Origin of the sequence: Actinomadura kijaniata (assembly GCF_014138665.1) — a bacterium.
Taxonomy (GTDB): Bacteria; Actinomycetota; Actinomycetes; order Streptosporangiales; family Streptosporangiaceae; genus Spirillospora; species Spirillospora kijaniata.
This window is the reverse complement of the sequence record NZ_JACJIA010000001.1, coordinates 740,812-764,780: the sequence shown is the minus strand read 5'-3', so window position 1 is coordinate 764,780 and position 23,969 is coordinate 740,812. Positions and strand designations below refer to the sequence as shown.

Genomic DNA, 23,969 nt, shown 5'->3' with positions numbered 1-23,969 from the left:
CCGGCCGGAACGCGGCACCCCGTTCGCCGCGTTCCGGCCGGGCCGTCAGGCCGCTGTGACGGCGTTCTCCAGGGTCACCCTGAACGCGGGCCCCGGCCGCCCGGGACACCAACCGCGCCCGAGCGCGACCCGCACGGCCTCGGCGACCGTGCCCGGCAGCACCGTCGCCGAAGGCAGCCCGACCCGGTTGCGGGGATGGGCGCAAGGCAGCGAGACCACCAGCAGCGCCCCGGGCTCCTCGGCCCGTTCCACCACGAAGGTCAGCGGGCTCTCCCCGATGCCCTGGCTGTAGGTGGGACGACGCCGCACCTTCCAGAGGTACGCGGTCCCGTCCACGTCGATCCGCCGCGTTCCCTTACGCGCTATGGCCATGTCAGCCTCCACTCGCTCAGAGACCCGGCGACCGCGCCGCGGGATGCGTCCACGCAGGCGAAGAGAGGGGCGGCCGGGCCGTTCGGGAAGGATCCGCCGGGCAGGTCGTCCCCCGGCGACGGCATGCTCAACGACACCAGACGGCGTCGGAACTCGTTCCCTCAGTGCATGACGCGACCCTAGCGCCGCCCACCCCACAGAGCCCATCGATTTAAGCCGACGCCCCCTACCCGGCCCCAAGCCCCTTAATGCGCTCAGCCAACCCCCGAGCCTCCACACGCCCAATGAAAAGCTTGGGCCCCTCCGGATCCTTGCTGTCCCGAAACCCCAGGGCATCGAAGAGTCCAGCGACCTCAACACATTGAGCGGCGTTGTCCCCGCTGTAGGAAGATTTACGCCACCTGACGGCGCTCAAGTCCATCGCTGCTCGATCACCTTTCTGATGAACGCGCGGGACTCTTCGACGTTCAACGCCCGCGCCTGCATCCTGCCGAAGGTGTCCATCAGGCTCGATATCACCTGGTTATCGTGCACGGTGTCTCCGTACGCGGCATTGTCGAGGAACGCGACGGAAGACGTGTCGGATTGTGTGGCTATCGAGAAGGTCCCGCTCACTCCCCGATAGTACGCGAACGGTGCCACCTGGATATGAACGCTCGGATGCCGGGACAGCTCGACAAGGCGTTCAAGCTGCTCACGCATGATGGCGGCCGAACCGACCTCCCGGTAGAGGACACCCTCGTCCAGGATCGCCAGGACCGTGGGAGGCGACGAACGTTCGAGGACATCCTGCCGCCGGAGCCTCTGACGCAGGTCCTCTTCACGCGGCAGCAGCGCACGCGCGTATGCCTCTGCCTGAAACAGGCCGTAGACATGGAGAACGTCCACCGCGCGCAGCAGAGCAGCCGTCGCCTCCGACTCCGAGAAATCGGCGAACGACCTCGGAGAATCGGTTTTCATCACCCATTTGTCCCACGCGCGGACGACGTCACCCTCGGCATCCAGAACGGCGTCCAGCTTGACGGCGGTCTCCCGAGAGCACTTGCTCAAACCTCGAATGATCTGCCCCACATAGCCCGGCGCAAGCGGGACCATCGCCGCCAACTGCGCCCGTGAAAGACCACTCTGCTCACGATGGTGATTCACCACGCCGCCGAAACGCACCAGGGCAGGCATCGGCTTCTTCGCGCCCATACTCCCCTCCCCGCCACGTGAGGAACGCTGAGGCCACTTCTGCACTCAGCTGAGCTGAACCTTCGCATGCTGCGTCTCAGCTACACCGTACGCACGAACCGAGAGACCGTGGGGCGTAACGAGAAATGCACCGCGAGTCACAACGCAGAGGCAGGCGCCATGCCCCCGAGATCACCGGGCCTCCCACCCGCGACCACGGACCCGTCCACGCTGGTGATCACCTCCACGCCGGAAGCGATCAAAGCCGCACGGGACTTCGCCCGAGGATGGTTCGACGCCAAGGGCTATACAAACGGGGTACGCGAAATCGCCCTGCTGGTGGTCACCGAGCTGGTCACCAACGCCTACAAGCACGGCAGCGCGCCCGGTGAGGCGATCTCCGTTCACCTGTACCCCTCGAAGGCCGGGCCGGTGACCGAGGTACGGGACGGCAGCGACGCCGAGCCGCACGTCAAGCCGCTCACGCCGGACTCGTTCTCCGGCCGAGGGCTGGCCATCGTCTCCGAACTCACCGCCGCGTGGGGCTTCTGCCACCTGGCGTCCGGAGGCAAGGCCGTCTTCGCGGTACTGAACGAGACACCGAAATGAGCCCGCCCACCACGCTGCTGGCGTCCCTGCGGGAGACGTTCCCCGACTGGGACATCTGGGTGTGTGACCGAGGCGTATGGCGAGCAACCGGTCCCACGCTGCTCAGCGCCTCCACAGCCGAAAAACTCATCGAGCACCTGGTCGCCGACCCCGACGCACTCAAGCAACACAACACCCCATAAGCCCCGCAGGCACCCGCAGCAAGCCATCCCCGCGTACGACCGGCGCGCTGCCGTATTCGACGGTGCCGCCGTCGTCGGCGGCGAAGGTCCGGGCTCAAACGGGCGATAACCGGGCGACGAAGCGGCACCGGCGACTCATGGACCCGCTTCAACGTCTCCCGGGACCGGGCCTACGGCTCGACCGGCTTACGAGCGAGGAGACGGCCGTGCCGAAATCTCTCGCCCTCGCCCGGCTCGCGGCGCATCCGGCCGATCTCCGTGAACCCGGCCTCGGCCGCCAGGTCCACCACATGGTCGATGGGGAGCCGGTAGGCGAGGGAGACCTTGTGATCGAACGGCTCGACCGAAGGCTGCGCGTCGTCGTCGGTGGCGAAGAACCCCACCAGCAGGTGCCCGCCCGGCGCCAGCACCCGCGCGAACTCCTCGAAGAGCACCGGCAGGTCCTGCGGGGGCGTGTGGATGATGGAGTACCAGGCCAGAACGCCACCCAGGGTGCCGTCCGCGATGTCCAGCGCGAGCATCGAACCCTCGTCGAACCGCAGATGCGGGTACTCCTGGCGGGCCAGCTCGATCATCGCCGGTGACGCGTCGACACCGAAGGCGGTCACGCCAAGAGAGGCCAGGCGCGCCGTGACGCCGCCAGGACCGCACCCAAGATCGGCCACCGGCCCGACGTCCGCAGCCCGTACGTATTCAGCGAACGCGGTGACCAGGGCGCGGTCCAGCGAATGCCCTTCGACCGAGTCACGGAACAACTCGGCGTAAAGGTTGGCGACGGAGTCGTAGGCCGCCCGGGTGGTGTCCAGAGGGGAGGACTCGATCATGGTGAACGACCCTAGCCCGCCCCCACCGCATCCGCGACCACATCACGAGCCCACCGAACCAAGGCCCACACGACCCAGCCCGAGCCCCATCCCCGCGATGCGCAGGGAGCATCGAACACCGGTCCCCCGCATGTCCCGGAGAGAGGGACCATCCCCGCATACGCGGGGATGGTCCTCGTCTCACGCACGCTGGGACCGTCATCGCGACTCCCCACGCACGCGCCTGCCTGGACCGCGCACATCCGACGGTCGTCGTTCGCCGTCGGCGTGGCGTTGGCCGCAGCACCAGTCGACCACCGGCTCTGAGAGGACTTTTCGCCGCTCGGCGCGCATCTGCACCATGGCAGGCGGCCGGGCCGTTCCCGTCGACGTCGAGCGGTGTCCGCTACTCGGGCCGGAGCGTCCGACGGCGACGGAACCAGTGGGGGTGGGTGCGTACGAAGGTGACCACGAAGAGGGCCTGGATGCCGCCCTCGATGAGGATCAGCAGCGCCGAGTCCAGGGCCCGTAGCGGGGATCCGCCGGTGAGTCCTTCGGCGACGCCCTCGATCGCGCGGGCGAAGGCGACGATCACGATGGGGGCGCCGAAGAGCGCGAACGCGGTGAGGGTGACGGTGGCGCCGAGCACCAGGAGCACCGAGTAGATGCGGGTCGCCAGGCGTTCGTGGCGGGACAGTCCGGTCGTCGGGTCCGGCACGGTCCGCGGGCGCCGGCGCACCATGGCGACGAACCCGGCGCGCAGGTACCTGGCGTAGGCCAGGCCGTCGTCGAACAGGTTGCGGGTGCGCAGCAGTTCGCGCAACACGAAGTAGAGGTCGGTGCGCATGTAGACCTGGAGCTGGAACGGGATCGTCATCACGACGGTGACGACCAGCGCCTGGAGAACGGCCTTCGCCGCGCCCGGCAGGCCGGCGTGGGCGACCAGCAGGACCAGCGTCGCCATCAGGAAGGCGTCCCAGGCGAGCCCGGCGAGGTAGACGCGGTACCGCGCCCGGCGCGGCACCCCCCACACCCCGGTGACGTCGGTCTGCACGACCAGGTTGTGCAGGCGGGTGCCGAAGCCGATGCGTCCCGGTGCGCCCAGCGAGCGCGCCGCCATCAGGTGCATCAGTTCGTGCACGCTGATCGACATCGACATCATCACCGTGTTGACCAGGACGGTGAGGCCGACGTAGTCGCTCCAGAAGAAGTCGGAGTAGTCCGGCAGCAGAGAGGGCCGCAGGAGGAGCGTGACCAGCGCCGCGCCGACGGCCGCCAGCCAGACGAGTTTCGCCGGGAATCCGAACAGCCATGCCACGTGCCGCCGGCTGAGGCGGGCGAAGTGGCTGCGCGGTGCCCGCTCGGCCGGGTCCGGGAGCGGGTCTCCGTCGACGGCTCGCACGAACCCCAGGTCGGTGAGGGCTTCCACGAGTTCGGCGAGGTCGACCTCGGCCTGGTGGTCGGCGGCGATGCGTTCCTCGGCCGCCTCGACCGTCAGGCCCTGGCGCATCAGGGTGATGGCGTCCCCGTACACCGCGGGGAGTTCCACGAACTCCCCGATGCTCAGCCGTCCGACGACGACCGCGTCGGGGTCGTCGTCGTCCGGGCGGAGCACCAGCGGGTGGAACTCGACGGTGGTCACGGCGTTCCGCAGGTGGGGCAGTCGTGGTCGTGCGGGATGTCGACGAAGTACGAGTGGCCCCACACCGCGTAGTTCCAGTGGAAGATCCGGCCGCGTGCCTGGGCCGGCAGGCCCGCGAGGTGGTAGAGCACCTCCAGCGCGCACAGGTGCCCGCTGATGTTGGCGCTGGCCGCGGTCACCGCGTTGGGGCGCTCCTCGGTGAGGGCGCGGCCGTGGGCCTTGAACTCGTGCCGGTCCTCCTGGCGGCGCAGGCAGGCCCAGCATCCCGTCTCGCGCGGCACCAGTCCGCCCACCACGGCCATCGGCCCGGTGTAGAAGCTGACGAACCAGGGGGTCCCGGTCCGCAGCGCCGCGTCGTTCGTCCAGAACATGATGTCGGGGTGCGGCTCGTCGGCGCACAGGACGAACACGTCGCGGCCTTCCATCAGCGCGGCGATCTCCTCGGGCCCGCTCGCCTTGAGGGTGTCGCCGGTGACCTCCACCATGCCGTTCATGGCGCGGAGCCGTTCCACGGCGCGGTCGACCTTGGGCAGGCCGATGTCCTGCTCGGTGTAGAGGAGCTGGCGGGTGAGGTTGGACTCCTCCACCACGTCGAAGTCGGCGACGTGCAACGCCCCGACGCCGCTGGCCACCAGTCCGGCCGCCACCGCCGATCCGGTGCCGCCGAGGCCGAGCAGGCCGACCCTTGCGTCCTTGATCTTGGATTGGATCTCGTACGGCGAGCCGCGCGGTGTCGTGTCGATCCACGTGAAGAAGTTGCGGGCCGGTTCGTAGCGGGCGGCCTCCCGTTCGTCCAGGTTCCCGGGCAGGGGCGCGTCCGCGTCCTCGACGAATCCACCCGCGATCAGTTCCTGGATCACCGCGCGGGCGCTGTCCTCGTCGACGTGGGGATGCGTCTCGGCGAAGGCGGCGCACACCTGGTCGATCGTGCGGCCGCCGTCCATGAGGGTGATGAGCCGGGCGATCGCGCCGTCCTCGCCGTCCTGGATCTCGGCCGCGACGCCCTGCTGCATCAGGCCGATCAGGATGCGGTCGCCGGGCAGGGCCAGGGGCTGGTGGACGCGTTTGATTCGGGGAAGCCGCATGCGAGCCTTCCGGTCGTCGGCAGGGAAAGGCCGGCCAGGTCGAGACCTGGCCGGCCACTCGGGGAGAATCAGCCGTTGTCGCGGAGAGCGGTCGTCTCGACCTTCTCCAGCCGCTTGATCTCCAGCTTGATCGTCTTGGCCTGCTTGGCCTGCTTCGCCTGCTCCACCTTCTGCATGGGACCTCCCGGCGGATCGAGGAACACGCGCTCTGTGCGCGCTGTGACCGTGATCGTAGGTTCAAGATCAGACCGTGGACATATCCCCTGTAAAGAAAGTCATGTATTGCGGGAATCTGGCGCGTTCGTAGGGATCGAATCCACTGATGGTGACGACGGTGCTCCATTTTCATGATCGGCGCGCCGTCGTTCCGTCGGTCGCTTCCGGTTCCCGCGCCGTCCCCGTTCGCGCCGGTGCCGCGCGGCCGTCGACCGTCCGGTCGGCCCCCGCGCCGGTGGGCGCGGGGGCCGGGACCTCACCTGGCGTTGACGAGGTGGGCGACCTCCCGGGACCGGGTGGGCGAGTCGTTGAAGTAGGCCGTGTGGCCCACGCCCTTCCAGATGAGGAGCTTGGAGCCCTTGATCTGGCGGGCCAGACCCCTGCCCCAGACCTCGGGGGTCGCCGGGTCCGTCGTGCTGCCCACGATGAGGACGGACGGCGCGCCGCGGACCGGGGTCGGGCCCCAGGGGTTGGCCGGGCGGATCGGCCAGCCCAGGCAGCCGGCCTGGATGTCCCAGCCTTCGACGTAGCCGCCCGTGGTGGGGGCGGCCTTGCGGATCTCGCGCTGGCGGGATGCCAGGTCGCGGTGGCCGCGGACGTCGCTCGGGAAGTCGTGGCAGGCGATGGTGCGGTAGGCGGCGTCGCTGGAGACCTCCGTGGCGAACTCGGCCGCGTTGGGCGGCGTCGCCGTGGCGTCGCGGATGCCTCTGGCCAGCTGGGCCCAGCCGGTGGCGGGGAAGGACAGCATGTTGTAGGCGTTGTGGCCGATCTGCGGCGCGGTGACGCCGGCCGGGTGGCCCTGGGCCGGGACCGGGTGGCGGCGGGCCCTGGCGAGGAGCTCGCGGTAGGCGGTCCCCACGTCCTTGCCGTGCATGGCGCACGTGGTGTCGGTGCGGCACCAGTCGGCGAACCGGGTGAACGCCTCCTCGGTCTCGCGCGCCTCGTCGAGGGCCATGCGGCGGGAGCCCACGGTGTGGTCCAGCGGGCCGTCGAGGACGGCGGCCCGCACGCGTTCCGGGTACATGCGCGCGTAGGTCGTCGCCAGCAGGGTCCCGTAGGACAGGCCCAGCCAGCTCACCCTGCGCTCGCCGAGCGCCTTGCGGACGGCGTCGAAGTCGCGGGCCGCGCTGGGCGTGTCCACGTGGTCGATCAGGGGGCCGGTGGCGCGGGCGCAGCCCTCTCCCACCCGCCGGTTGTAGTCGGCCAGCCGCTGGTACCCCTCCCGGGTCCCGGGGAACTGGTCGGGGCCCCGGGTCGGTTCCTCGCAGGTGATCGCGGGAGTGCTCTCACCGACGCCGCGCGGGTCCACCCCCACGATGTCGAAGCGTTCCCGCAGGGCGGCCGGGAACGCCGTCGTCGCGTAGTCCCGCAGCATGGGCCGTGCGGGACCGCCCGGCCCTCCGGGGTTGAAGAACAGGACGCCGACGCGGCGGGTCGGGTCGGCGGCCTTCAGGCGGCTCAACGCCAGGGTGATCCGGCCGCGGTCCGGCCGGCTCCAGTCCATCGGCACCTGGAGGGTGGCGCACTCGGCGCCGTGTTCCCCGCAGGGCTGCCAGGGGAGGGGGGTGGCCTGGACGGGCGCCGTACCCGTCGTCCCGGCCAGGAGCAGTGTCAGCAGGACGCGCATGTCTCCTCCTTCCGTCCTGTCGACGATCTTGTCGCGGCGGGGCGGGGCGCCCATCGGCCGGAAGGAGGAGCGGCATCGGCCGAACGGCCGTTCGTCGCGGACCGGTCCAGCGGCGTGACGAGCGGTTCGAGGGACGCGTCCGCCCTGGCGGGGGCGGGTCGGGCGTCCGGCCCGGCGCCCCGGGCCGGTGAGTTCGGGCCGCTGCTGACGCGCGTGCTCGGGGCGGGGTGACCGGGGTCAGGAGGCGGGGGCGAGCCGCAGGACGGCGGATCCGCCGTTGACGGCCACGACCGTGACCTTCAGGTCGTTCTGGCTGCCGGTGCTGGCGGGGCCCAGGGTGAGGGTGAACTTCCCTCCCGCGCTGGAGGAGCTGCACTTCACGCCGGTGCAGAACCCGCCCGTGCGGCTCCCCAGGGGACGCCCGACGAGGGTGACGGTGTCGGGACCGACCGACTGCACCCGCACGGAGGCGACCTGGAGCTTGCGGGGCACCGGAAGGTCCGCCGGCGCGTCGACCTGGACCTCGCACCGGCCGTCGGCGCACGCCTTGAGGTCGGTGCCGTCCGCCGCTTTCGGCAGGGTGGGCGCGCTCGGGGTCTTCTTCCGCGCCGAGGCGTCCGGTGGGGAGGTGTCGGTCGGCCCGCACCCGGTCAGGGCCAGCACCGCCACCGCGACCAGGACCCGACGCCGGAACGTGCTCTCGCGGGGGGTCATGCGCACCGTTCCTCGTCATGTCGCATGTGCTCTACGTGACGCACGTTACCCCAACGCGCACGACGTGCGAAGGCCCCCGCGGCGGGGGCCTTCGCACGCGGAGGTCAGGCCAGGCCCGACTTCTTCAGCCACTCCTCGGCGACCTGCTTGGGGTCGGCCTTGTCGACCGACATCTTGGTGTTCATGTCCAGCAGGTCCTGGGTGGTGAGCTTGGCGGAGACGGCGTTCAGGACCTCCCTGGCCTTGGCGTCCACCTTGGACTTGTAGACCAGCGGCGTGACGTTCTGGGCGGGGAAGACCGACTGGGGGTCCTCCAGCGCCACGAAGCCGTTGCGGGTGATCGCCGCGTCCGTGGTGAACAGGTTGGCCGCCTGGACCTGGTCCTGCTTCAGCCGCGCCACGGTGATCGGGCCCGCGACGTCCAGCGCCTTGAACTCCTTGAACTCGACGCCGTACTTGTCCTTGATGCCGACCAGGCCCGAGACGCGGGTCTTGAACTCCGGCGGGCCGCCGAACACCAGGTCCTTGGCGACCGGCTTGAGGTCGGCGATGGTCTTCAGCTTGTGCTTGTCGGCGGTGGCCTTGGTGACGACGACCGCGTCCTTGTCCTCGGCCTTGGCCGAGTCCAGGATCTCCAGCTCGGCCGGGAGCTTGGTCTTGAGCGCGGTGTTCACCTGGTCGGTGGCGGTCTGCGCGGCCTTCGGGTCGACGTGCAGCAGCAGGTTGCCGTTGTACTCGGGCACGATCGCGAGCTGGCCGCCGGAGATCGCCTTGTAGAACGCCTCGCGGGTGCCCGCCATCTTGGTCTCGGCCTTGACGCCCTTGGCCGCCAGCGCCTGGGCGTAGACCTCGCCGAGGGCGGCGCTCTCGGGGAAGTTCGCGGTGCCGATCACCAGGGCCGCGCCGCCACCGCCGCCGCCCTCGGTGCCCTTCTTGAGCGGGTCTCCCCCGTCGCCCCCGCCGCAGGCCGCCAGCGCCAGCGCCCCGGCCAGCAGCACGGCGGCGCCCCGAATCTTGCGGATCATCGTTGTTTCCTTTCCCGCTGAGGATGGTGAGGTCAGGACGCCGTCGAGCGGCGCAGTCCGGGTGAGACCGCCAGCCGGTACAGCAGCGCGAACGCCGCCTGCACGGCGAACGCCAGCGCGATCACCAGGATCGCGCCGCCCGCCGTGGTGTCGTACTCCTGCCGGGCCAGGCCGTCGATGATGTAGCGGCCGAGGCCGCCGAGGCCGACGAACGCGGCGATGGCGGCGGTCGAGACGATCTGGACGGCGGCGGTGCGCAGGCCGAGCAGCACCAGCGGCAGCGCCACCGGGAACTCGACCCGCCACAGCACCTGGCGGCCGGTCATGCCCATGCCCTCGGCGGCGTCCCGCAGCCACGGCTCGACCTGCTGGACACCGGTGTAGGCGTTGACCAGCACCGGCGGGATCGCCAGCACGATCAGCGGCAGCAGGATCGGGACCAGCTCGCTGGCGGTGAGGATGACCGCGAGGATGACCAGGCCCAGGGTGGGCAGGGCGCGGGCGCCGTTGGCGGCGGCGACCACGGCGAAGCCCAGGACCGAGGCGGCCCGGCCCCGCCGGACGTGGCCGAGCAGCAGCCCCAGCGGCAGGGCGACCAGCACGGTGATCAGGAACGCCAGCCCGGAGTACAGCAGGTGCTCGCCGATCCGGTGGGGGATGCCGTCGGGACCGCTCCACTGGGCGGGCTCGCCGAACCAGCGCAGGGCCTCCAGGATCGCGTTCACGGGGCCGTCCTCTCCGGGCTCGCGAGCCGCGCGCGGGACGACCGCGCGCCGCGGGCCCCGGCGCGCGCCCACGGCGTCAGCAGCCGCTGGACCGCCAGCAGCAGACCGTCGGCGACCAGGGCCAGCGCGATGGTCAGCACGATGCCGACGACGATGGGGGTCGGGAAGTCGCGGTTGAAGCCGTCGGTGAACAGGTCGCCGAGCCCGCCGACGCCGATCAGCGCGCCCACGCTGACCAGGCTGATGTTCGACACGGTCGCGACCCGCAGCCCCGCCATGACGACGGGGACGGCGATCGGCAGCTCCACCCGCACCAGCCGCCGGACCGGGCCGAAGCCGATCGCGACGGCCGACTGGCGGACGTGGTCGGGCACCGCCGCCAGGCCGTCCACCACCGACGGGACCAGCACCGACAGCGTGTAGAGCGCCAGCGGGATCATGACGGTGGTGCGGCTGCCGATCCCGGTGAACGGGATCAGCATGATGAACACCGCGATCGCGGGCAGCGCGTACAGGGCGTTGGTGACGCCGAGCACCGGCGGGTAGATCCGGCGCCAGCGCGCGCAGGCCAGCCCGATCGGCAGCGCGGCGGCCAGGCCCACCAGGATCGGGACGACCGACATCAGCACGTGGTCGGCCAGCAGGGAGCCGATCTCGCCGAGGTTGCGGCCGATCCAGTCCCAGCGGACCAGCGGTTCGCCCTCGGTCACCAGGGGGATCACCGGTCGGCCGCCTCGGCTCCGGCGCCGGGCTCGGCGTCGAGCTCCTGGGTGAACCGCAGGCGGCGGATGCCCTTGTCACCGCCGAGGAAGTCGCGGACGAAGTCGTTCGCGGGCGCGGCGAGCAGCTCGTCGGGCGTGGAGTACTGGGCGAGCGTGCCGCCGACCTGGAACACCGCGATGCGGTGGCCGAGCTTGACGGCCTCGTCGATGTCGTGGGTGACGAACACGATGGTCTTCTCCAGCTCGTCCTGGAGGCGCAGGAACTCGTCCTGGAGGCTGGCGCGCACGATCGGGTCGACGGCGCTGAACGGCTCGTCCATCAGCAGGATCGGCGGGTCGGCGGCCAGCGCGCGGGCGACGCCGACGCGCTGCTGCTGGCCGCCCGAAAGCTGGGCCGGGTAGCGGGTGGCGAGCGCGGGGTCGAGGCCGACGCGGGCCATCAGCTCGCGGGCGGTGCGGCGGGACCGCTTCTTGTCCTGGCCGAGCAGGTCCGGCACGGTCGCGATGTTGTCGACGATCGTGCGGTGGGGGAACAGCCCGGCCTGCTGGATGACGTAGCCGATCCCCCGGCGCAGCGTGGGCGGGTCGATGTCGGCGACGTTCCGGCCGTCCACGGTGATGGTGCCCTCGGTGGCCTCCACCATCCGGTTGATCATGCGCAGCGTGGTCGTCTTGCCGCAGCCCGACGGGCCCACCAGCACGGTGATGCGGCCCGCCGCGATCTCCAGGTCGAGATGGTCGACGGCGACGGTGCCGTCCGGGTAGCGCTTCGTCACGCCGGTAAAGCTGATCAAGCGGGTCACGTCCTCGGGGCGGCGTCACCGCAACGCCGTCGTTCCGGTTCGAGTGTCGGGTGGTGGTGCGGGTGATGATCGGTTGCGACTTTTACCCAACCGTAGCCATCTGACACTCTCAAGCGCCGGTACGGCGGGGTCAAGTCCACAATCCCGAGAATAGCCACCGTAATACTGGGGAAAGTAGCGTGAGGCCGTGCAGAACAGTCGAATCGTTATCGACGGGACCTCGCTCACCTGCCCACTGGTCGCCCGCGCGGCCCGCGGGGACGTGATCATCACCATAGACCCGGCGGGCGTGTCGCGGGCCCGCGCCGCGTGGCGGACGGCCCGCGCGGTGGCCGCCGAACGTCCCGTCTACGGCCGCACGACCGGCGTCGGCGCCAACCGCGTGGTGGAGGTGGAGTGGGAGGACGCCGACGCGCACGGTCTGCGGCTGCTGCGCAGCCACGCGGCCGGGGCCGGGCCGCTGGTCGCGCCCGAGATCGTGCGCGCGATGCTGGCGGTGCGCCTCAACCAGCTCGCCGCCGGCGGCTCGGGCGTGGACCCCGGCGTGCTCCAGCCCCTCGCCGACGCCCTCAACCTGGGGCTGCTGCCTCCCGTCCCGGTCTACGGGGCGATCGGCACCGGCGACCTGACGGCGCTGGCGTCGACCGCGCTGTGCCTGCTGGGCGAGCGCGCCTGGCTCGGCGGGCCGGACGCGGGCGTGGCGCGCGGCCCCGGCTTCCGCCTCGGCTCGGCCGACGCGCTGGCGTTCATCAGCTCCAACGCCGCCACGCTCGGCGAGGCCGCCCTCGCCGTCGCCGACCTGCGGGCGCTGCTGGACGCCGCGACGGTGGTGACGGCGCTGTCGCTGCTGGCGGTGCGCGGCTCGGAGGAGCCCTACGCGCCGACCGTCCACGAGGCGTGCCCGCACCCCGGCCAGGTCGAGGCCGCGGCGGCGGTGCGGACGCTGCTGGCGTTCGACCACCCGACGCCCGCGCGCATCCAGGACCCGTACGGCTACCGGGCGTTCCCGCAGGTCCACGGCCCGGCGCTGGAGGCGGCGCGGTACGCCGAGAACGTCGTCACCCGCGAGGTCAACGCCGCGGCCGAGAACCCGCTGATCGACGTCGCGGGCCGCACCGCCTGGCACAACGGAAACTTCCACACCGCCTACGTCGGGCTGGCGCTGGACGCGGCGCGGGCGGCGCTGTTCCAGACGATGGCACTGTCGGCGGCGCGGCTGGGCACGCTGACCGAGCCGTCGTTCACGGGGCTGTACCCGTTCCAGGCGGCCACCGAGGCGTCGTCGGGGATCATGATCCTGGAGTACGTGGCGCACTCGGCGCTGGCGGACGCGCGGCGGCTGGCGACCCCGGCGGCGCTGGGCAGCGCGGTGCTGTCGCGGGGCGTGGAGGAGCACGCGGGGTTCTCCACGCAGTCGGCGCGGGCCACCACCGACGCGCTGGCCGCCTCCCGGATCGGGCTGGGCTGCGAGCTGGTCGCGGCGGTGCGGGCGCTGCGGATGCAGGGCCGCGCCCCGGCGGGCGGGCCGCTGCGGGCCGCCTACGACGTCGCCGCCGCCGTGCTGGACGACCGCGTGGAGGACCGCCCCCTGGACGCCGACATCGCCACCGCCGCCGACGCCCTGCCCGCGATCGCCCGCCTGCTCCCCCCGCCCCTCCCCTAACCGCCGGTGGAGGCGCGGGCCAGGAGGGTCGGTTCGCGGACGACGCGGCGTTTGCGGGGTTTGCCGTCGATGACGTCCACCACCAGGCGGACGGCGGCGTGCACGATGCCCTCGATGTCCCAGTCCACGGTGGTCAGCGGCGGGGTGAGCAGCGCCGACATCGGGTGGTTGTCGTAGCCGCACACCGCGACGTCGCCGGGGACGTCCAGCGCCAGCGTCCGCGTCGCCGCGTACACCCCGTAGGCGATCACGTCGGAGAAGCAGAACACCGCCGAGGGGCGGTCCCGGTCGCCCAGCACCTCGGTGGCGACGGCGGTGGCCTCGGCGAGCGACTGCGGCGCGACGACCGCGTCCACGCGCAGGCCGAGCCGCTGGGCCTCGGCGTTGACATGGACGTCGGCGGGCCGGTCGGGGGTGCTGTCCCGCGTCGGCGTGAACACCGCGATCCGGTCGTGGCCCCGCTCCCGCAGGTGCTCCAGCGCGAGCGTCACGCCGCGCCGGTTGTCGAAGACGACCTCGCCGTGGGACTGGCCGCCGTGCAGCGCGTCGCCGATCGACACCACCGGCACCGTCTCGGCCAGCTCCGACCACAGCGCGGCCGACGGGTCGAGGGGCTGCACGATCAGGCCGTCCACGCGCTGGTCGCGCAGGCGGCGGGCCAGCGCCAGCTCGCGTTCGGGGTCGCCGCCCGCGTCCACCATCAGCGCGTACCGGTCCCGCGCCAGCAGCGACCGGCCGATCCCGACCGCCAGGGACTGCTGCCAGTAGTCCTCCAGCGAGCCGCACAGCAGCCCCACCATGTCGGTGCGCCCGCTGGCCAGGGCGCGGGCGATCGGGTGCGCCTCGTAGCCGAGCTCGGCCGCGGCGGCGCGGACCCGCTCCTGGGTCTCCTCGGAGGTCTGGATGCCGCGCAGCGCGTACGACACCGCGGCGGGTGAGAGCCCGGTCGCCTGCGCCACCTCCCGGATGGTCGCCCGCTTCCTCCTGTCCGCCACGGGTCCAACCCTACGGGGTGGCGCCGACGGTTTCCGGGAGGGAAGGGCGGCCACGTCTTGACGAAACGGTTACTGAACCGCTTCACTGAAACGGTTAACTGATCCGGTTCAGCAAAGGAGCGGCGGCGCGTGCCCGGCATCGACGTGCACCAGCACCTGTGGGGACCCCCGCTGGTCACCGCGTTGCGGGCGCGCCGGACACCCCCGTTCCTGGACGGCTGGACGCTCCACCTGACCGGCGAGCCGCCCTACGAGGTCGACCCCGCCGACCACGACCCCGCCCGCCGCGCCGCCCTCGCCCGCGCCGACGGGCTCGACCGGGCGCTGGTGTCGCTGTCCACGCCGCTCGGGATCGAGTGGCTGCCCTCCACCGAGGCCCGCCCGCTGCTGGACGCCTACCACGAGGGCGCCGCGGCGCTGCCGGAGCCGTTCGGCGCGTGGGCCGCCGCGAACGTCGCCGAGATCGACGCCCGCGCCGTCACCGAGACCCTGGACGCGGGCTTCGCCGGGCTGCAGCTCCCCGCCAACGCTCTGGCCGACCCCGCCGGTTACGACCGCTGCGCGCCGCTGCTCCACCTGCTGGAGGAACGGGACCTGCCCCTGTTCCTCCACCCCGGCCCCGCGCCCGCCGCGCCCGGCGTCCCCGCCTGGTGGCCCGCGCTCGTGCCGTACGTGCAGCAGATGCACGCGGCGTGGTACGCGTTCCGCGCGTTCGGGCGGGCGCGGCACCCGGGGCTGCGGGTGTGCTTCGCCATGCTCGCCGGGCTCGCCCCGCTGCACGGCGAACGCCTGGCCGCGCGCGGCGGCGGACGCGGCGAGGTCGACCCGAACGCGTTCGTCGAGACCTCCTCCTACGGCCCGCGCGCCGCCGACGCCGTCGTGCGCGCGCTGGGCGTCGACGTGGTCGCGCACGGCACCGACCGGCCGTACGCCGACCCCCGCGACCTCGCGCTCGGCGAGGCCGCCCACCACGCGTTCCGCGTGGCCAACCCGCACCGCCTACTGCACGGAGAGGAGCTGAAGCCGTGACGACCATGCCGTCCGACGTCCTGCCCCCGGGGGCGGTGTCCTGTCTGGACGCCCTGCCCGCGCGCGCCCTCGACAAGCGCGAGCTGCGCGCCCTGGTCGACGCGCTGGCCGGCGAACCCGGCCTGTGGCGGCAGCACGTCGTCTTCTCCTCCGGGCAACGCCACTACGCGTCCCTGTACCGCGACGAGTACGTGGACGTGTGGCTGCTGTGCTGGACGCCGGAGAACGACACCGGCTGGCACGACCACGACGTGTCCTCCGGCGCGGTCCGGGTCGTGGCGGGCGAGCTGGAGGAGTGCAACCCGCGCATCGGCGGCGACCACGTGCGCGTGCCGGTCGGGGAGGGGGCGTCGTTCTGCTTCGGCCCCGACCACATCCACCGCCTGGTCGGCTCGGCCGAGGCGAGCGTGTCGATCCACGCCTACTCGCCGCCGCTGTGGCGGCTCGGGCAGTACTCCATCGATGACGACGGGGTGATGCGGCGGGTGTCGGTGAGCTACGCCGACGAGCTGCGGCCCCTGGAGTCGCCCGCGTAGCCGGTCGGTCGCAGTGGTGGCCGCGCCGGGCCGCGTTCCGGGCGGTCCGGCCGGTGACCGGCGCGGACGCCCCGTGTTCGACAGTGAAGGACGACATTCGGCATTGGCCACCATGGACGGGGTGGATCAGTAAAATCGGCGCGACGTTCACTCCCCCTTCGCTTGGTGGTCCCATGTCTTCTCGCCGCGCGCGCCGCGGCGCGGCGATGGCCGCGCTGTGCCTCGGCGTCCTGCCGGTGGGCGGCTGCTCGGCGCTGTCCGGGCAGGTCCAGCGGCCCGCGACGGCCGCCGCCAAGCCGAGGCCGGGGGCCCCGGTCGTGATGTTCCTCGGCGACAGCTACACCGTCGGGGAGCGCGGCAGCCTGCCGGAGAACACCTACGCGGCGGCGACGGCGCGGCTGCTGGGCTGGCAGGTGATCATCGGGGGCCGCGGCGGCACCGGGTTCGTGGCGACCGGCGGGCGCGGGCAGCCGTTCCCGCTGCTGTTCGAGAGCCAGCTCGGCTGGCGGCCCGCCCCCGACCTGCTGATCGTCTCCGGCGGGCACAACGACTGGAGGTACCCGCCGCCGCAGGTCGCCGCGGGCGCGCGCGAGCTGCTGGAGCGGGCCCGGCAGCGCTGGCCCGGCACCCGGCTGGTGCTGATCGGCCCGATCTGGGGCAGCGAACGTCCTCCCGCCCCCGCCCTGGCCAACCGGGACGCCCTGCGCGCCGTGGCCACCGAACTGGGTGTGCCGTTCATCGACCCGATCGCGTCCCGCTGGATCACCGGCAGCCGGGCGACCGGCACCGGCAACGCCACCGAGTTCATCCGCCCCGACGGCGTCCACCCGACCGTGGCGGGCCACCGGCACCTGGCGGCCCGCCTGGCGGGTGAGCTGCGCGGGCTGAACCTGGCCCGCCCCGCCGCCAAGATCTAGAGGTCACGGCATGAGGAAGCCCCAGCGCGAAGGGCCCTGAGCCAAAGTTCTGCTTATGATTCATCATGCTTGAGTCGCGGCACCTGAAGACCTTCCTGGAAGTGGTGCGCGCGGGCTCGTACTCGGCGGCGGCCCGGAGCCTGGGATACACCCAGCCCGCGGTCACCCAGCAGATGAAGGCGCTGGAGCGGGCGGTGGGGACACCGCTGTTCATCCGGGTGGGACGGGGTTTCCGGCTGACCGAGGCGGGGACGGCGCTGGTCCGGCACGCCGAGGTCATCGTGGGCGACCTGATGGCGGCGCAGCGGCAGTTGCGCGCGCTGGCCAAGCTGGAGTCGGGGCTGGTGCGGCTGTGCGCGTTCCCCAGCGCCAACGCCACCATCGTGCCGATGACGGTGGCCAGGCTCATGGCCGCCCATCCCGGGGTCCGGGTCGAGTTGCAGGAGGCCGAGCCGCCCGAGTCGCTGCACCGGCTCCGGCGCGGCGAGTGCGACGTCGCGCTCGCCTTCACCTACGCGGGCATGCAGGCCGAGCACCCGCCGGAGGTGGTGCGGATCGCGTTGACCGAGGACCTGCTGACGGTGCTGCTGCCGACCGGGCATCCCCTGGCCCGCCACCACTTCGTCCGGCTCGCCGACCTGAACGGCGAGAGGTGGATCGCCGGTTGCCCGCGGTGCCGGGCCAACCTGCTGCGCCTGTGCGCCGAGGAGGGGTTCGTGCCGGACGTGGTGTTCTCCACCGACGACAACCTGGCGGTGCAGAGCCTGGTGGCGACCGGGGTGGGCATCGCGCTGATGCCGGCGCTGGTGCTGTCCTTCCTGTGCCACCCCGAGGTGACGGGACGGATGGTGACGGGGCGCCCGGCCCGGCAGGTGTACGCCTACGTGATGGACGATCACCAGCGCATCCCGACGGTCAGGCTGCTGGTCGAGGAGCTCAGGAGCGTCGCGGCGGCGCGTACCGGCTGCTAGGACGCCCCTTCCATAAGCCGCTCTTTGAGAGCGGCCAAAAAGTTGTCGTTGGACGTTATGGGCAGAACGAGCCAATGCTGCTGCCATGACTGCAACGCCCGCTTCCGCGGGAACCGTCACCGGAAGCACTCCCCTTCTCGATTCCGTGGTCAGGGCGGTCCGTGAGATCGTCAGGCGGCGGCTGTCCCCGCAGCCGACGGCCGAACTGGTCGGCGCGGCGCTGCGGGGCCGCCTGGGGGAGCCCGGCCTGCTCGCCGCCCCTCACCGCGAGGGCCACCCCGACCGGTACCGCCAGCACCTGCTCCACCGCGAGCCCGACGGGTCCTTCTCGATCGTCGCGCTGGTCTGGCTCCCCGGCCAGCAGACCCCGATCCACGACCACGTGTCCTGGTGCGTGGCCGGCGTCCACCAGGGCCAGGAGAGCGAGCAGCGGTACCGGGCGATGTCCGACGGGCCCGTCCCGCGCCTGGTCCTCACCGAGGAGGTGCTCAACCCGGTCGGCGCGATCTCGGCGTTCGCCCCTCCCGGCGACATCCACCGGGTGCGCAACGCGGGCGCCGCCAAGGCGATCTCGATCCACGTCTACGGCGCCGACGTCGCCGCGCTGGGCTCCAGCATCCGCCGGGTCTACCCGGCTCCGTCCGAGGGGACATGAGCGGGTCCACGGACCTGCCCGCCCCGCGAACGGTCGCGGCCCGCGCCCGGACCCCGCGCACCGCGCGCTGCCGAAGGGTCGCGGGCTGGGGGACGGGGATGCGCCGCGGCGCGCCGGGTCTGGCCATGGCCGCCGCCGGGGTCGCCCTGGCCGAGTCCGTCCACGCCCTGGTGCCCGCGGTCCCGACGCTCACGATGGCCGTGGTGCTGGGAATGGCGGCGGCGCACCTGCCGGGCCTGCGCCCGGTCGTGCGGGGAGCGGCCCGGCCGGGGCTGGGCGTCGCCGCCAAGCGGCTGATGCGATCGGCGATCGTCCTGCTCGGCCTGCAGCTGAGCCTGTCGCAGGTGCTCGGCCTGGGAGGGGCGACGGCGCTGATGGTGCTGGCCGTGGTCGTGGTGACCTTCCTGAGCACCTGGTGGCTGGGCAGGCGCATCGGCCTGCCCGGGGACCGGCCGCTGCTGGTCGCCACCGGCTACTCGATCTGCGGCGCCTCGGCCATCGGGGCGGTCAGCCAGGTGACCGGCAGCGACGACGAGGACGTCGCCGACTCGGTGGCGGTGGTGACGCTGTGCGGCACCCTGGCGATCGCGGTGCTGCCGCTCCTGCACCATCCCCTGGGGCTGACCGCGGTGTCGTTCGGCCGGTGGGTCGGCGCGAGCGTGCACGACGTGGGCCAGGTGGTGGCGGCCGCGCAGACGGCGGGACCGGCCGCGCTGGCCGCGGCCGTCCTGGTCAAGCTGATGCGGGTGGTGCTCCTGGCGCCGCTGGTCGCCGTCCTCGCGGCCCGCGTACGGCGCCGGGGCGCCGCGGGGAACGCCGCCCGCCGCCCGCCGCTGGTGCCGCTGTTCGTGGCCGGGTTCCTGCTGATGGTCCTGCTGGGCAGCACCGGCTCGCTCCCGCCGGGGGTCGTCGCCCTCGCCGCGACCCTGCAGGGCCTGCTGCTGGCCGCCGCGCTGTTCGCGCTCGGCGCGTCGGTCCACCTGCCGTCGCTGGCGCGGACCGGCGGCCGGATGGCCGCCCTCGGCCTGGCGTCCTGGGTCACGATCGCCGGCGTCTCCTACGTGGGCGTCCTGCTGACCGCCTGAGCGCGCCGCCTCGGCTCCGGCGGCCGCCGGAGCCGAGGGGCGCTCCCCCGCGGCTACGGCACGGCCAGGCAGAGGGCGAAGTCTCCCGCCTCGTCGGTCCACAGGTGTTTCAGGGTGAGGCCCGCCGCGCTCAGTTCGTCCTCCAGGCGGGCCCTGCGGAACTTCGCGGAGATCTCGGTGCGCATCTCCTCGCCCGCCTCGAACGTCACCGTCAGGTCCAGCGCCCCGATCCGCACGGTCTGGTCGCGGGTGGAGCGCAGCCGCATCTCGATCCACTCGTGGGCGTCGTCCCAGCGCGCGACGTGCTCGAACGACGCCACGTCGAAGTCGGCGTCCAGCTCGCGGTTGATCACGTGCAGGACGTTGCGGTTGAACTCCGCGGTCACCCCGGCGGCGTCGTCGTAGGCGCGGACGAGGCGGGCGGTGTCCTTCACCAGGTCCGCGCCCAGCAGCAGCGCGTCGCCGTCGCCCATGGTGGCGCGCAGGCCACCGAGGAACGCCACGCGGGTGGCGGGCGGCATGTTCCCGATGGTGCCGCCGAGGAACGCGACCAGGCGGCGTTCCCCGGCGGGCAGCAGGTGCAGGTGCTGCTCGTAGTCGGCGACGACGGGGTGGACGGTGATGCCGGGGTGGTCGGCGGCCAGCGCGGCGGCGGACCCGGCGAGGAAGTCGCCGCTGACGTCCACCGGGACGTAGGTCCGCAGCGTGCCGCGCAGGGCGTCCAGCAGCAGGCGGGTCTTCTCGCCCGAGCCCGCGCCCAGTTCCAGGAGGGTGCGGGCCCCGGTGATCCCGGCGATCTCGGGGGCGCGGGCGGTGAGGATCTCGCGTTCGCGGCGGGTGGGGTAGTACTCCTCCAGCGCGGTGATCTCCTCGAACAGGCCGCTGCCGCGCTCGTCGTAGAACCACTTGGGCGGCAGCGTCTTGGGCGCGGCGGTCAGGCCCTCGCGCACGTCGCCGCGGAGGCTCTTGGCGAGGTCGTCGGCGGTCAGGAACAGATCCACGGAAAGGCTCTCCTTACAGGGGGGTGACGCGGACGCCGGACGCCGGGTCGGCGGTGACGAGGCTGCGGTCGGGGACCCGCCGCCAGGCGGGGTCGTCGTCGAGCGGCTCGGAGGAGATCCACAGGCCGTCCGGGGCGGCGCGGGTGAACAGGGAGTCGCCCCAGGTCGTGGCGGCCAGCGCGGCGCCGTCGGCGGCCAGCAGGTTGTAGCGGCCCGGGGCGAGCGCGGTGACGGTCCGCACGGTCTCGGCCAGGCCGTCGCCGAGCGGCGCCCCCTCCCGCCAGTGCCGGGCGGTGAGGGCGAACACCAGCGCCGAGTCGACCGGGGCCCGCGCGTCGGGGACCTCCGCCAGGTCCCCGGCCAGTTCGCGGAGCTTGGCCTCGGCGGCGTCGAAGTCCTCGACCCTGCCGTTGTGGCTGAACAGCCGGGTCCCGGCCCGGAACGGCTGCGCGCACGACTCGTCCACCGGGAACCGCGTGGTCGCCGACCGGAGCGCCGCGACCGCGCACGCGGCCTCCACGGCCCGCGCGACCTCCCGGAACGACCGGTCCGTCCAGATCGGCTGGGCGCGCCGGAACCGCACGGCCTCGCCCCGGTGGTACCAGCCGACGCCGAACCCGTCGGCGTTGAGCAGGTTCCCCTGGGTCATGCGGGGCGCGTAGGACTGGCGCTCCAGCGAGTGCGACCCGTCGAAGACCAGCGACTCCAGCGTCCGCGCCCGCCCGAGGTATCCCAGATGGCGGCACATCAGGCGGCGTCCCGGGCGCAGCGGAACCCGGCGAAGATCTGCCGCCGGATCGGGTGGTCCCAGTTGCGGAACGTGTTGCGCGCCGCCAGCGGGTGCGTCGCCCACGACCCGCCGCGCAGCACTTTATAGTCGGGGCCGAAGAAGACCTCCGAGTACTCCTTGTACGGGAAGGACCGGAACCCCGGATACCCGTGGAAGTCGGTGGCGGTCCACTCCCACACGTCCCCGACGAGCCGCCGCACCCCGTAGGCCGACTCCCCGTCCGGGAACGCCCCGGCGGAGGACGGCCGCAGCAGGCGCTGCCCCAGGTTGGCGCGGCCCTCGGCGTACTCGTCGCCCCACGGGTAGCGGCGCGCCCGGTCCGCGCCGGGCCCCCAGGCGGCGGCCTTCTCCCACTCGGCCTCGGTGGGCAGGCGCTTGCCCGCCCAGCGGGCGTAGGCGTCGGCCTCGTACCAGCACACGTGCTGCACGGCCTCGTCGGGCGGAACGTCCTCCACCCGCCCGAAGCGCCGCCGCACCCACCGGGTCCCCTCGCGCGACCAGAACGCGGGGGCGCGCTTGCCGGAGGAGTCGCGCCACTCCCAGCCCGCGGGCGTCCACCAGTCGGGGCGGTCGTAGCCGCCGTCCTCCATGAACGCCAGGTAGGCGGCGTTGGTGACGGGTTCGGTGTCGATGTGGTAGGCGGGCAGGTCCACGACGTGGCCGGGGCGTTCGTTGTCGTAGGCCCACGGGTCGTCGGAGGCGCCCATCACGAACGGGCCCGCCTCGACCAGCACCTCGCCGGCGGCCGGGGCCCGGCGCTCCCCCGCGCCGCCGGGCGGGTCGAGCAGCGCGGGCGCGCCCCTGCGGAGCTGGTGGGTGGCGAGCATCGTCTCGTCGTGCTGGTGCTCGTGCTGCACGACCATCCCGTACACGAACCCGCCCGCCGTCAGCGGCTCGCGGGGGTCGAACCGCACCCGGCCGAGCGAGTCCAGCACCTTCGCCCGCACCGTGGAGATGTAGGCGCGGGCCTCCTCCGGCGGCAGCAGCGGCAGCGAGGGCCGTTCGGCGCGCGGGTGCTCGAACGCGTCGTACAGCGTGTCGATCTCCGGGCGCATCGGGTCGATCCCGGCGGCGGCGCGCAGCAGCCACAGCTCCTCGTAGTTGCCGACGTGCGCCAGGTCCCACACCAGCGGGGACATCAGCGGCGAGACCTGGGCGGTCAGCTCCGCGCCGTCCAGGACCCCGGTGGTCAGGCCGAGACTGCGGTCCCGGACGGCCCCGAGCTCGTCGGCGATCAGTTCCTTCAGGGCGTGCTCGTCGAGCGCGCTCAACGCGACCATGCGTTCCTCTCCAGGGGGTGGTGACTCGTCAGGGCCGGGCGGCCGCGGGTTGCGGGGGGACGACGTCGTCGGCGGGGGAACGGCCCCGGTCGACGTAGCGGCGGGCGTACTCGTCCACCAGCGGGGCCAGGGCCCCGGCGCCGAGCCGGGGCAGCGCCTCCAGCGCGGCGGCGAAGCAGGCCGCGGCGGCGGCCGCCAGCTCCGGGTCGGTGAGCCCGTCGCGCGCGGCCTCGGCCCACCGCCCGGCGACCGGTCCGGTCACGGCCTCGGCGAGCCGGGAGGCGGCGGGGTCGTCCAGCAGCGCCGTGGCGACGGCCACCGGCACCGGCCACCACGGGCCGGGCAGCGCGTCGATCATCCGCAGCTCCAGCCAGCCGCGCGGCCGGACCGGCGGGAACAGCGTGGACAGGTGGTAGACCAGGTCGTCCAGGCCCGGTTCGCCGGTCGCGATCCACTCGGCGAACGTCATGCCCGGATCCGAACGCCACTCCCCGTCCCCGGTCCGCACCAGCATCACCCGCGCGTCCAGCGCGTACCGCGCCCACTCGGCGGCCGGGTCGGACCCGTCGCCCAGCACCGGCAGCGTCCGGCAGGGGTCCAGCCCGTGCCAGATCGCCTGGCGGGTGGAGCGCAGGCCGGTGGGGCGCCCGGCGCGCAGCGGCGAGTTCGCGAACGCCGCCACCAGCACCGGGCCCAGCGCGTGCGCCAGCCGCCAGCGCCGCGCCGCGTCCGCCGGGTCCGCGCCCACGTCCAGGCACACCTGCACCGAGGCCGTGGAGCACATCATGTCCATGCCGGCCTCGTCGAACCCGCCCGCCCGGTAGTACTCGCGCATCGCCCGGTAGCGCGGGTGGTCGGCCTGGAACAGCGGGCGCCGGTGCGGGTCGACACCGTGCCCGGCCAGCGACAGCCCGGCGCGGGCGAGCGCCGCCCGCACGTGCGCCAGGTCCTCGGTCAGCGCCCGGTGCAGCGGCGCGAGGCCCGGGAACGGCGCGGAGCTGAGCTCCAGCTGCCCGCCGGGCTCGTAGGTGATCCGGCTGCCGCGCGGGGGCGGTCCGGCCTCGGCCAGCAGCGCCCGCACGCGCTCCCCGGCGACCGGCGCGGACGGGTCGCCGGTCTCGGTGACGAACCATTCGGTCTCCGCGCCGACCGTGCCGGGCGGGCCGTTCTTGAAGCACACGCCGCGTGTGTAGCGGTGGACGTCCTGGACGCCGATCCGGGCCATGGGGATCCCCTCGTTCGACAACGTGAGCGAGCCTTCCCAGCTGAACCGGATCAGCAATCCGACTTTTTTCGCGAACTTGCCTAAAATTCCGGTGAACCGTCGGGGGAACCCGCGCGCCGACCCC

Annotated in this window: 25 protein-coding genes; 8 read left to right on the top strand and 17 right to left on the bottom strand. The window is 73.0% G+C overall.

Going from position 1 to position 23,969, the window contains the following annotated elements; genetic code table 11:
• Positions 1–45: 45 nt before the first annotated feature.
• The 3 genes from HNR61_RS03645 to HNR61_RS03635 all read right to left on the bottom strand — a co-directional run bounded on the left by HNR61_RS03645 (position 46) and on the right by HNR61_RS03635 (position 1,566).
• A complete protein-coding gene (locus tag HNR61_RS03645) occupies positions 46–372 on the bottom strand; it encodes a hypothetical protein (protein ID WP_182841637.1) in 327 nt (108 codons plus the stop codon).
• A gap of 226 nt (positions 373–598) precedes the next feature.
• Complete coding sequence (locus tag HNR61_RS03640; protein ID WP_182841636.1) at positions 599–793, bottom strand: DUF397 domain-containing protein; 195 nt, start codon at positions 791–793, stop codon at positions 599–601.
• Positions 784–1,566 carry a helix-turn-helix domain-containing protein gene (locus HNR61_RS03635; protein WP_182841635.1) on the bottom strand — a complete coding sequence of 261 codons (783 nt, stop codon included), beginning with the start codon at positions 1,564–1,566 and terminating at the stop codon, positions 784–786. Before HNR61_RS03635 ends, HNR61_RS03640 begins: the two co-directional genes overlap by 10 nt.
• A gap of 159 nt (positions 1,567–1,725) precedes the next feature.
• Between HNR61_RS03635 and HNR61_RS03630 the strand changes: the two genes are divergently transcribed.
• The gene (locus tag HNR61_RS03630; RefSeq protein WP_182841634.1) at positions 1,726–2,154 is read left to right on the top strand and encodes an ATP-binding protein; all 429 of its coding nucleotides are present in this window, start codon (positions 1,726–1,728) and stop codon (positions 2,152–2,154) included.
• A gap of 352 nt (positions 2,155–2,506) precedes the next feature.
• Here the strand turns inward: HNR61_RS03630 and HNR61_RS03625 are convergent, their stop codons facing one another.
• The 9 genes from HNR61_RS03625 to HNR61_RS03585 all read right to left on the bottom strand — a co-directional run bounded on the left by HNR61_RS03625 (position 2,507) and on the right by HNR61_RS03585 (position 11,671).
• Positions 2,507–3,160, bottom strand: a complete 654-nt coding sequence (locus tag HNR61_RS03625) for a class I SAM-dependent DNA methyltransferase (RefSeq protein ID WP_182841633.1) — start codon at positions 3,158–3,160, stop codon at positions 2,507–2,509.
• 385 nt (positions 3,161–3,545) lie between these two features.
• Complete coding sequence (locus HNR61_RS03620) at positions 3,546–4,781, bottom strand: hypothetical protein (RefSeq protein WP_182841632.1); 1,236 nt, start codon at positions 4,779–4,781, stop codon at positions 3,546–3,548.
• Positions 4,778–5,866: a HesA/MoeB/ThiF family protein gene (locus HNR61_RS03615; protein WP_182841631.1), complete on the bottom strand. Its 1,089-nt coding sequence runs from the start codon at positions 5,864–5,866 to the stop codon at positions 4,778–4,780. Before HNR61_RS03615 ends, HNR61_RS03620 begins: the two co-directional genes overlap by 4 nt.
• 472 nt (positions 5,867–6,338) lie before the next feature.
• Complete coding sequence (locus tag HNR61_RS03610; protein WP_182841630.1) at positions 6,339–7,709, bottom strand: alpha/beta fold hydrolase; 1,371 nt, start codon at positions 7,707–7,709, stop codon at positions 6,339–6,341.
• Between the two features lie 237 nt (positions 7,710–7,946).
• A complete protein-coding gene (locus tag HNR61_RS03605; protein ID WP_182841629.1) occupies positions 7,947–8,423 on the bottom strand; it encodes a hypothetical protein in 477 nt (158 codons plus the stop codon).
• Between the two features lie 104 nt (positions 8,424–8,527).
• A complete protein-coding gene (locus tag HNR61_RS03600) occupies positions 8,528–9,448 on the bottom strand; it encodes an ABC transporter substrate-binding protein (RefSeq protein ID WP_182841628.1) in 921 nt (306 codons plus the stop codon).
• 32 nt (positions 9,449–9,480) lie between these two features.
• Positions 9,481–10,173, bottom strand: coding sequence for an ABC transporter permease (locus HNR61_RS03595; RefSeq protein WP_182841627.1), 693 nt, complete (start codon positions 10,171–10,173; stop codon positions 9,481–9,483).
• Positions 10,170–10,895 carry an ABC transporter permease gene (locus tag HNR61_RS03590; RefSeq protein WP_312897754.1) on the bottom strand — a complete coding sequence of 242 codons (726 nt, stop codon included), beginning with the start codon at positions 10,893–10,895 and terminating at the stop codon, positions 10,170–10,172. Before HNR61_RS03590 ends, HNR61_RS03595 begins: the two co-directional genes overlap by 4 nt.
• Positions 10,892–11,671 (bottom strand): ABC transporter ATP-binding protein, encoded by a 780-nt coding sequence (locus HNR61_RS03585; protein ID WP_312897753.1) that lies wholly within the window; start codon positions 11,669–11,671, stop codon positions 10,892–10,894. The genes HNR61_RS03590 and HNR61_RS03585 overlap by 4 nt, the downstream gene beginning before the upstream one ends.
• Positions 11,672–11,885: 214 nt before the next feature.
• Here HNR61_RS03585 and HNR61_RS03580 point away from each other — a divergent pair, with 214 nt between their 5' ends.
• Entirely contained in the window at positions 11,886–13,361 is a 1,476-nt protein-coding gene (locus tag HNR61_RS03580) for an aromatic amino acid ammonia-lyase (RefSeq protein ID WP_182841625.1), read from the top strand.
• Here the strand turns inward: HNR61_RS03580 and HNR61_RS03575 are convergent.
• The gene (locus HNR61_RS03575; protein WP_182841624.1) at positions 13,358–14,356 is read right to left on the bottom strand and encodes a LacI family DNA-binding transcriptional regulator; all 999 of its coding nucleotides are present in this window, start codon (positions 14,354–14,356) and stop codon (positions 13,358–13,360) included. The genes HNR61_RS03580 and HNR61_RS03575 overlap by 4 nt on opposite strands.
• Before the next feature lie 129 nt (positions 14,357–14,485).
• Between HNR61_RS03575 and HNR61_RS03570 the strand changes: the two genes are divergently transcribed.
• The 6 genes from HNR61_RS03570 (at position 14,486) to HNR61_RS03545 (ending at position 19,549) form a co-directional block, all read left to right on the top strand.
• Entirely contained in the window at positions 14,486–15,385 is a 900-nt protein-coding gene (locus tag HNR61_RS03570; RefSeq protein WP_182841623.1) for an amidohydrolase family protein, read from the top strand.
• A 5-nt stretch (positions 15,386–15,390) separates the two neighbouring features.
• Positions 15,391–15,921 carry a cysteine dioxygenase gene (locus HNR61_RS03565; protein ID WP_182842271.1) on the top strand — a complete coding sequence of 177 codons (531 nt, stop codon included), beginning with the start codon at positions 15,391–15,393 and terminating at the stop codon, positions 15,919–15,921.
• 173 nt (positions 15,922–16,094) lie between these two features.
• Positions 16,095–16,838, top strand: coding sequence for an SGNH/GDSL hydrolase family protein (locus HNR61_RS03560; protein WP_182841622.1), 744 nt, complete (start codon positions 16,095–16,097; stop codon positions 16,836–16,838).
• Between the two features lie 65 nt (positions 16,839–16,903).
• Positions 16,904–17,809: a LysR family transcriptional regulator gene (locus tag HNR61_RS03555; protein WP_182841621.1), complete on the top strand. Its 906-nt coding sequence runs from the start codon at positions 16,904–16,906 to the stop codon at positions 17,807–17,809.
• Positions 17,810–17,954: 145 nt separating this feature from the next.
• A complete protein-coding gene (locus HNR61_RS03550) occupies positions 17,955–18,464 on the top strand; it encodes a cysteine dioxygenase family protein (RefSeq protein ID WP_312897752.1) in 510 nt (169 codons plus the stop codon).
• A complete protein-coding gene (locus tag HNR61_RS03545; protein ID WP_246441932.1) occupies positions 18,461–19,549 on the top strand; it encodes a YeiH family protein in 1,089 nt (362 codons plus the stop codon). Before HNR61_RS03550 ends, HNR61_RS03545 begins: the two co-directional genes overlap by 4 nt.
• Before the next feature lie 53 nt (positions 19,550–19,602).
• Here HNR61_RS03545 and egtD read toward each other — a convergent pair whose 3' ends face one another.
• Genes egtD through egtA form a run of 4 tightly spaced genes read right to left on the bottom strand, consistent with a single transcriptional unit; the run spans position 19,603 to position 23,845 of the window.
• Positions 19,603–20,550, bottom strand: a complete 948-nt coding sequence (gene egtD, locus HNR61_RS03540) for an L-histidine N(alpha)-methyltransferase (RefSeq protein WP_182841619.1) — start codon at positions 20,548–20,550, stop codon at positions 19,603–19,605.
• 13 nt (positions 20,551–20,563) lie between these two features.
• Complete coding sequence (egtC, locus tag HNR61_RS03535) at positions 20,564–21,298, bottom strand: ergothioneine biosynthesis protein EgtC (RefSeq protein ID WP_182841618.1); 735 nt, start codon at positions 21,296–21,298, stop codon at positions 20,564–20,566.
• Positions 21,298–22,620, bottom strand: coding sequence for an ergothioneine biosynthesis protein EgtB (gene egtB, locus HNR61_RS03530; RefSeq protein ID WP_182841617.1), 1,323 nt, complete (start codon positions 22,618–22,620; stop codon positions 21,298–21,300). The genes egtC and egtB overlap by 1 nt, the downstream gene beginning before the upstream one ends.
• A 28-nt stretch (positions 22,621–22,648) precedes the next feature.
• Positions 22,649–23,845, bottom strand: coding sequence for an ergothioneine biosynthesis glutamate--cysteine ligase EgtA (gene egtA, locus HNR61_RS03525; protein WP_182841616.1), 1,197 nt, complete (start codon positions 23,843–23,845; stop codon positions 22,649–22,651).
• Positions 23,846–23,969: the final 124 nt, after the last annotated feature.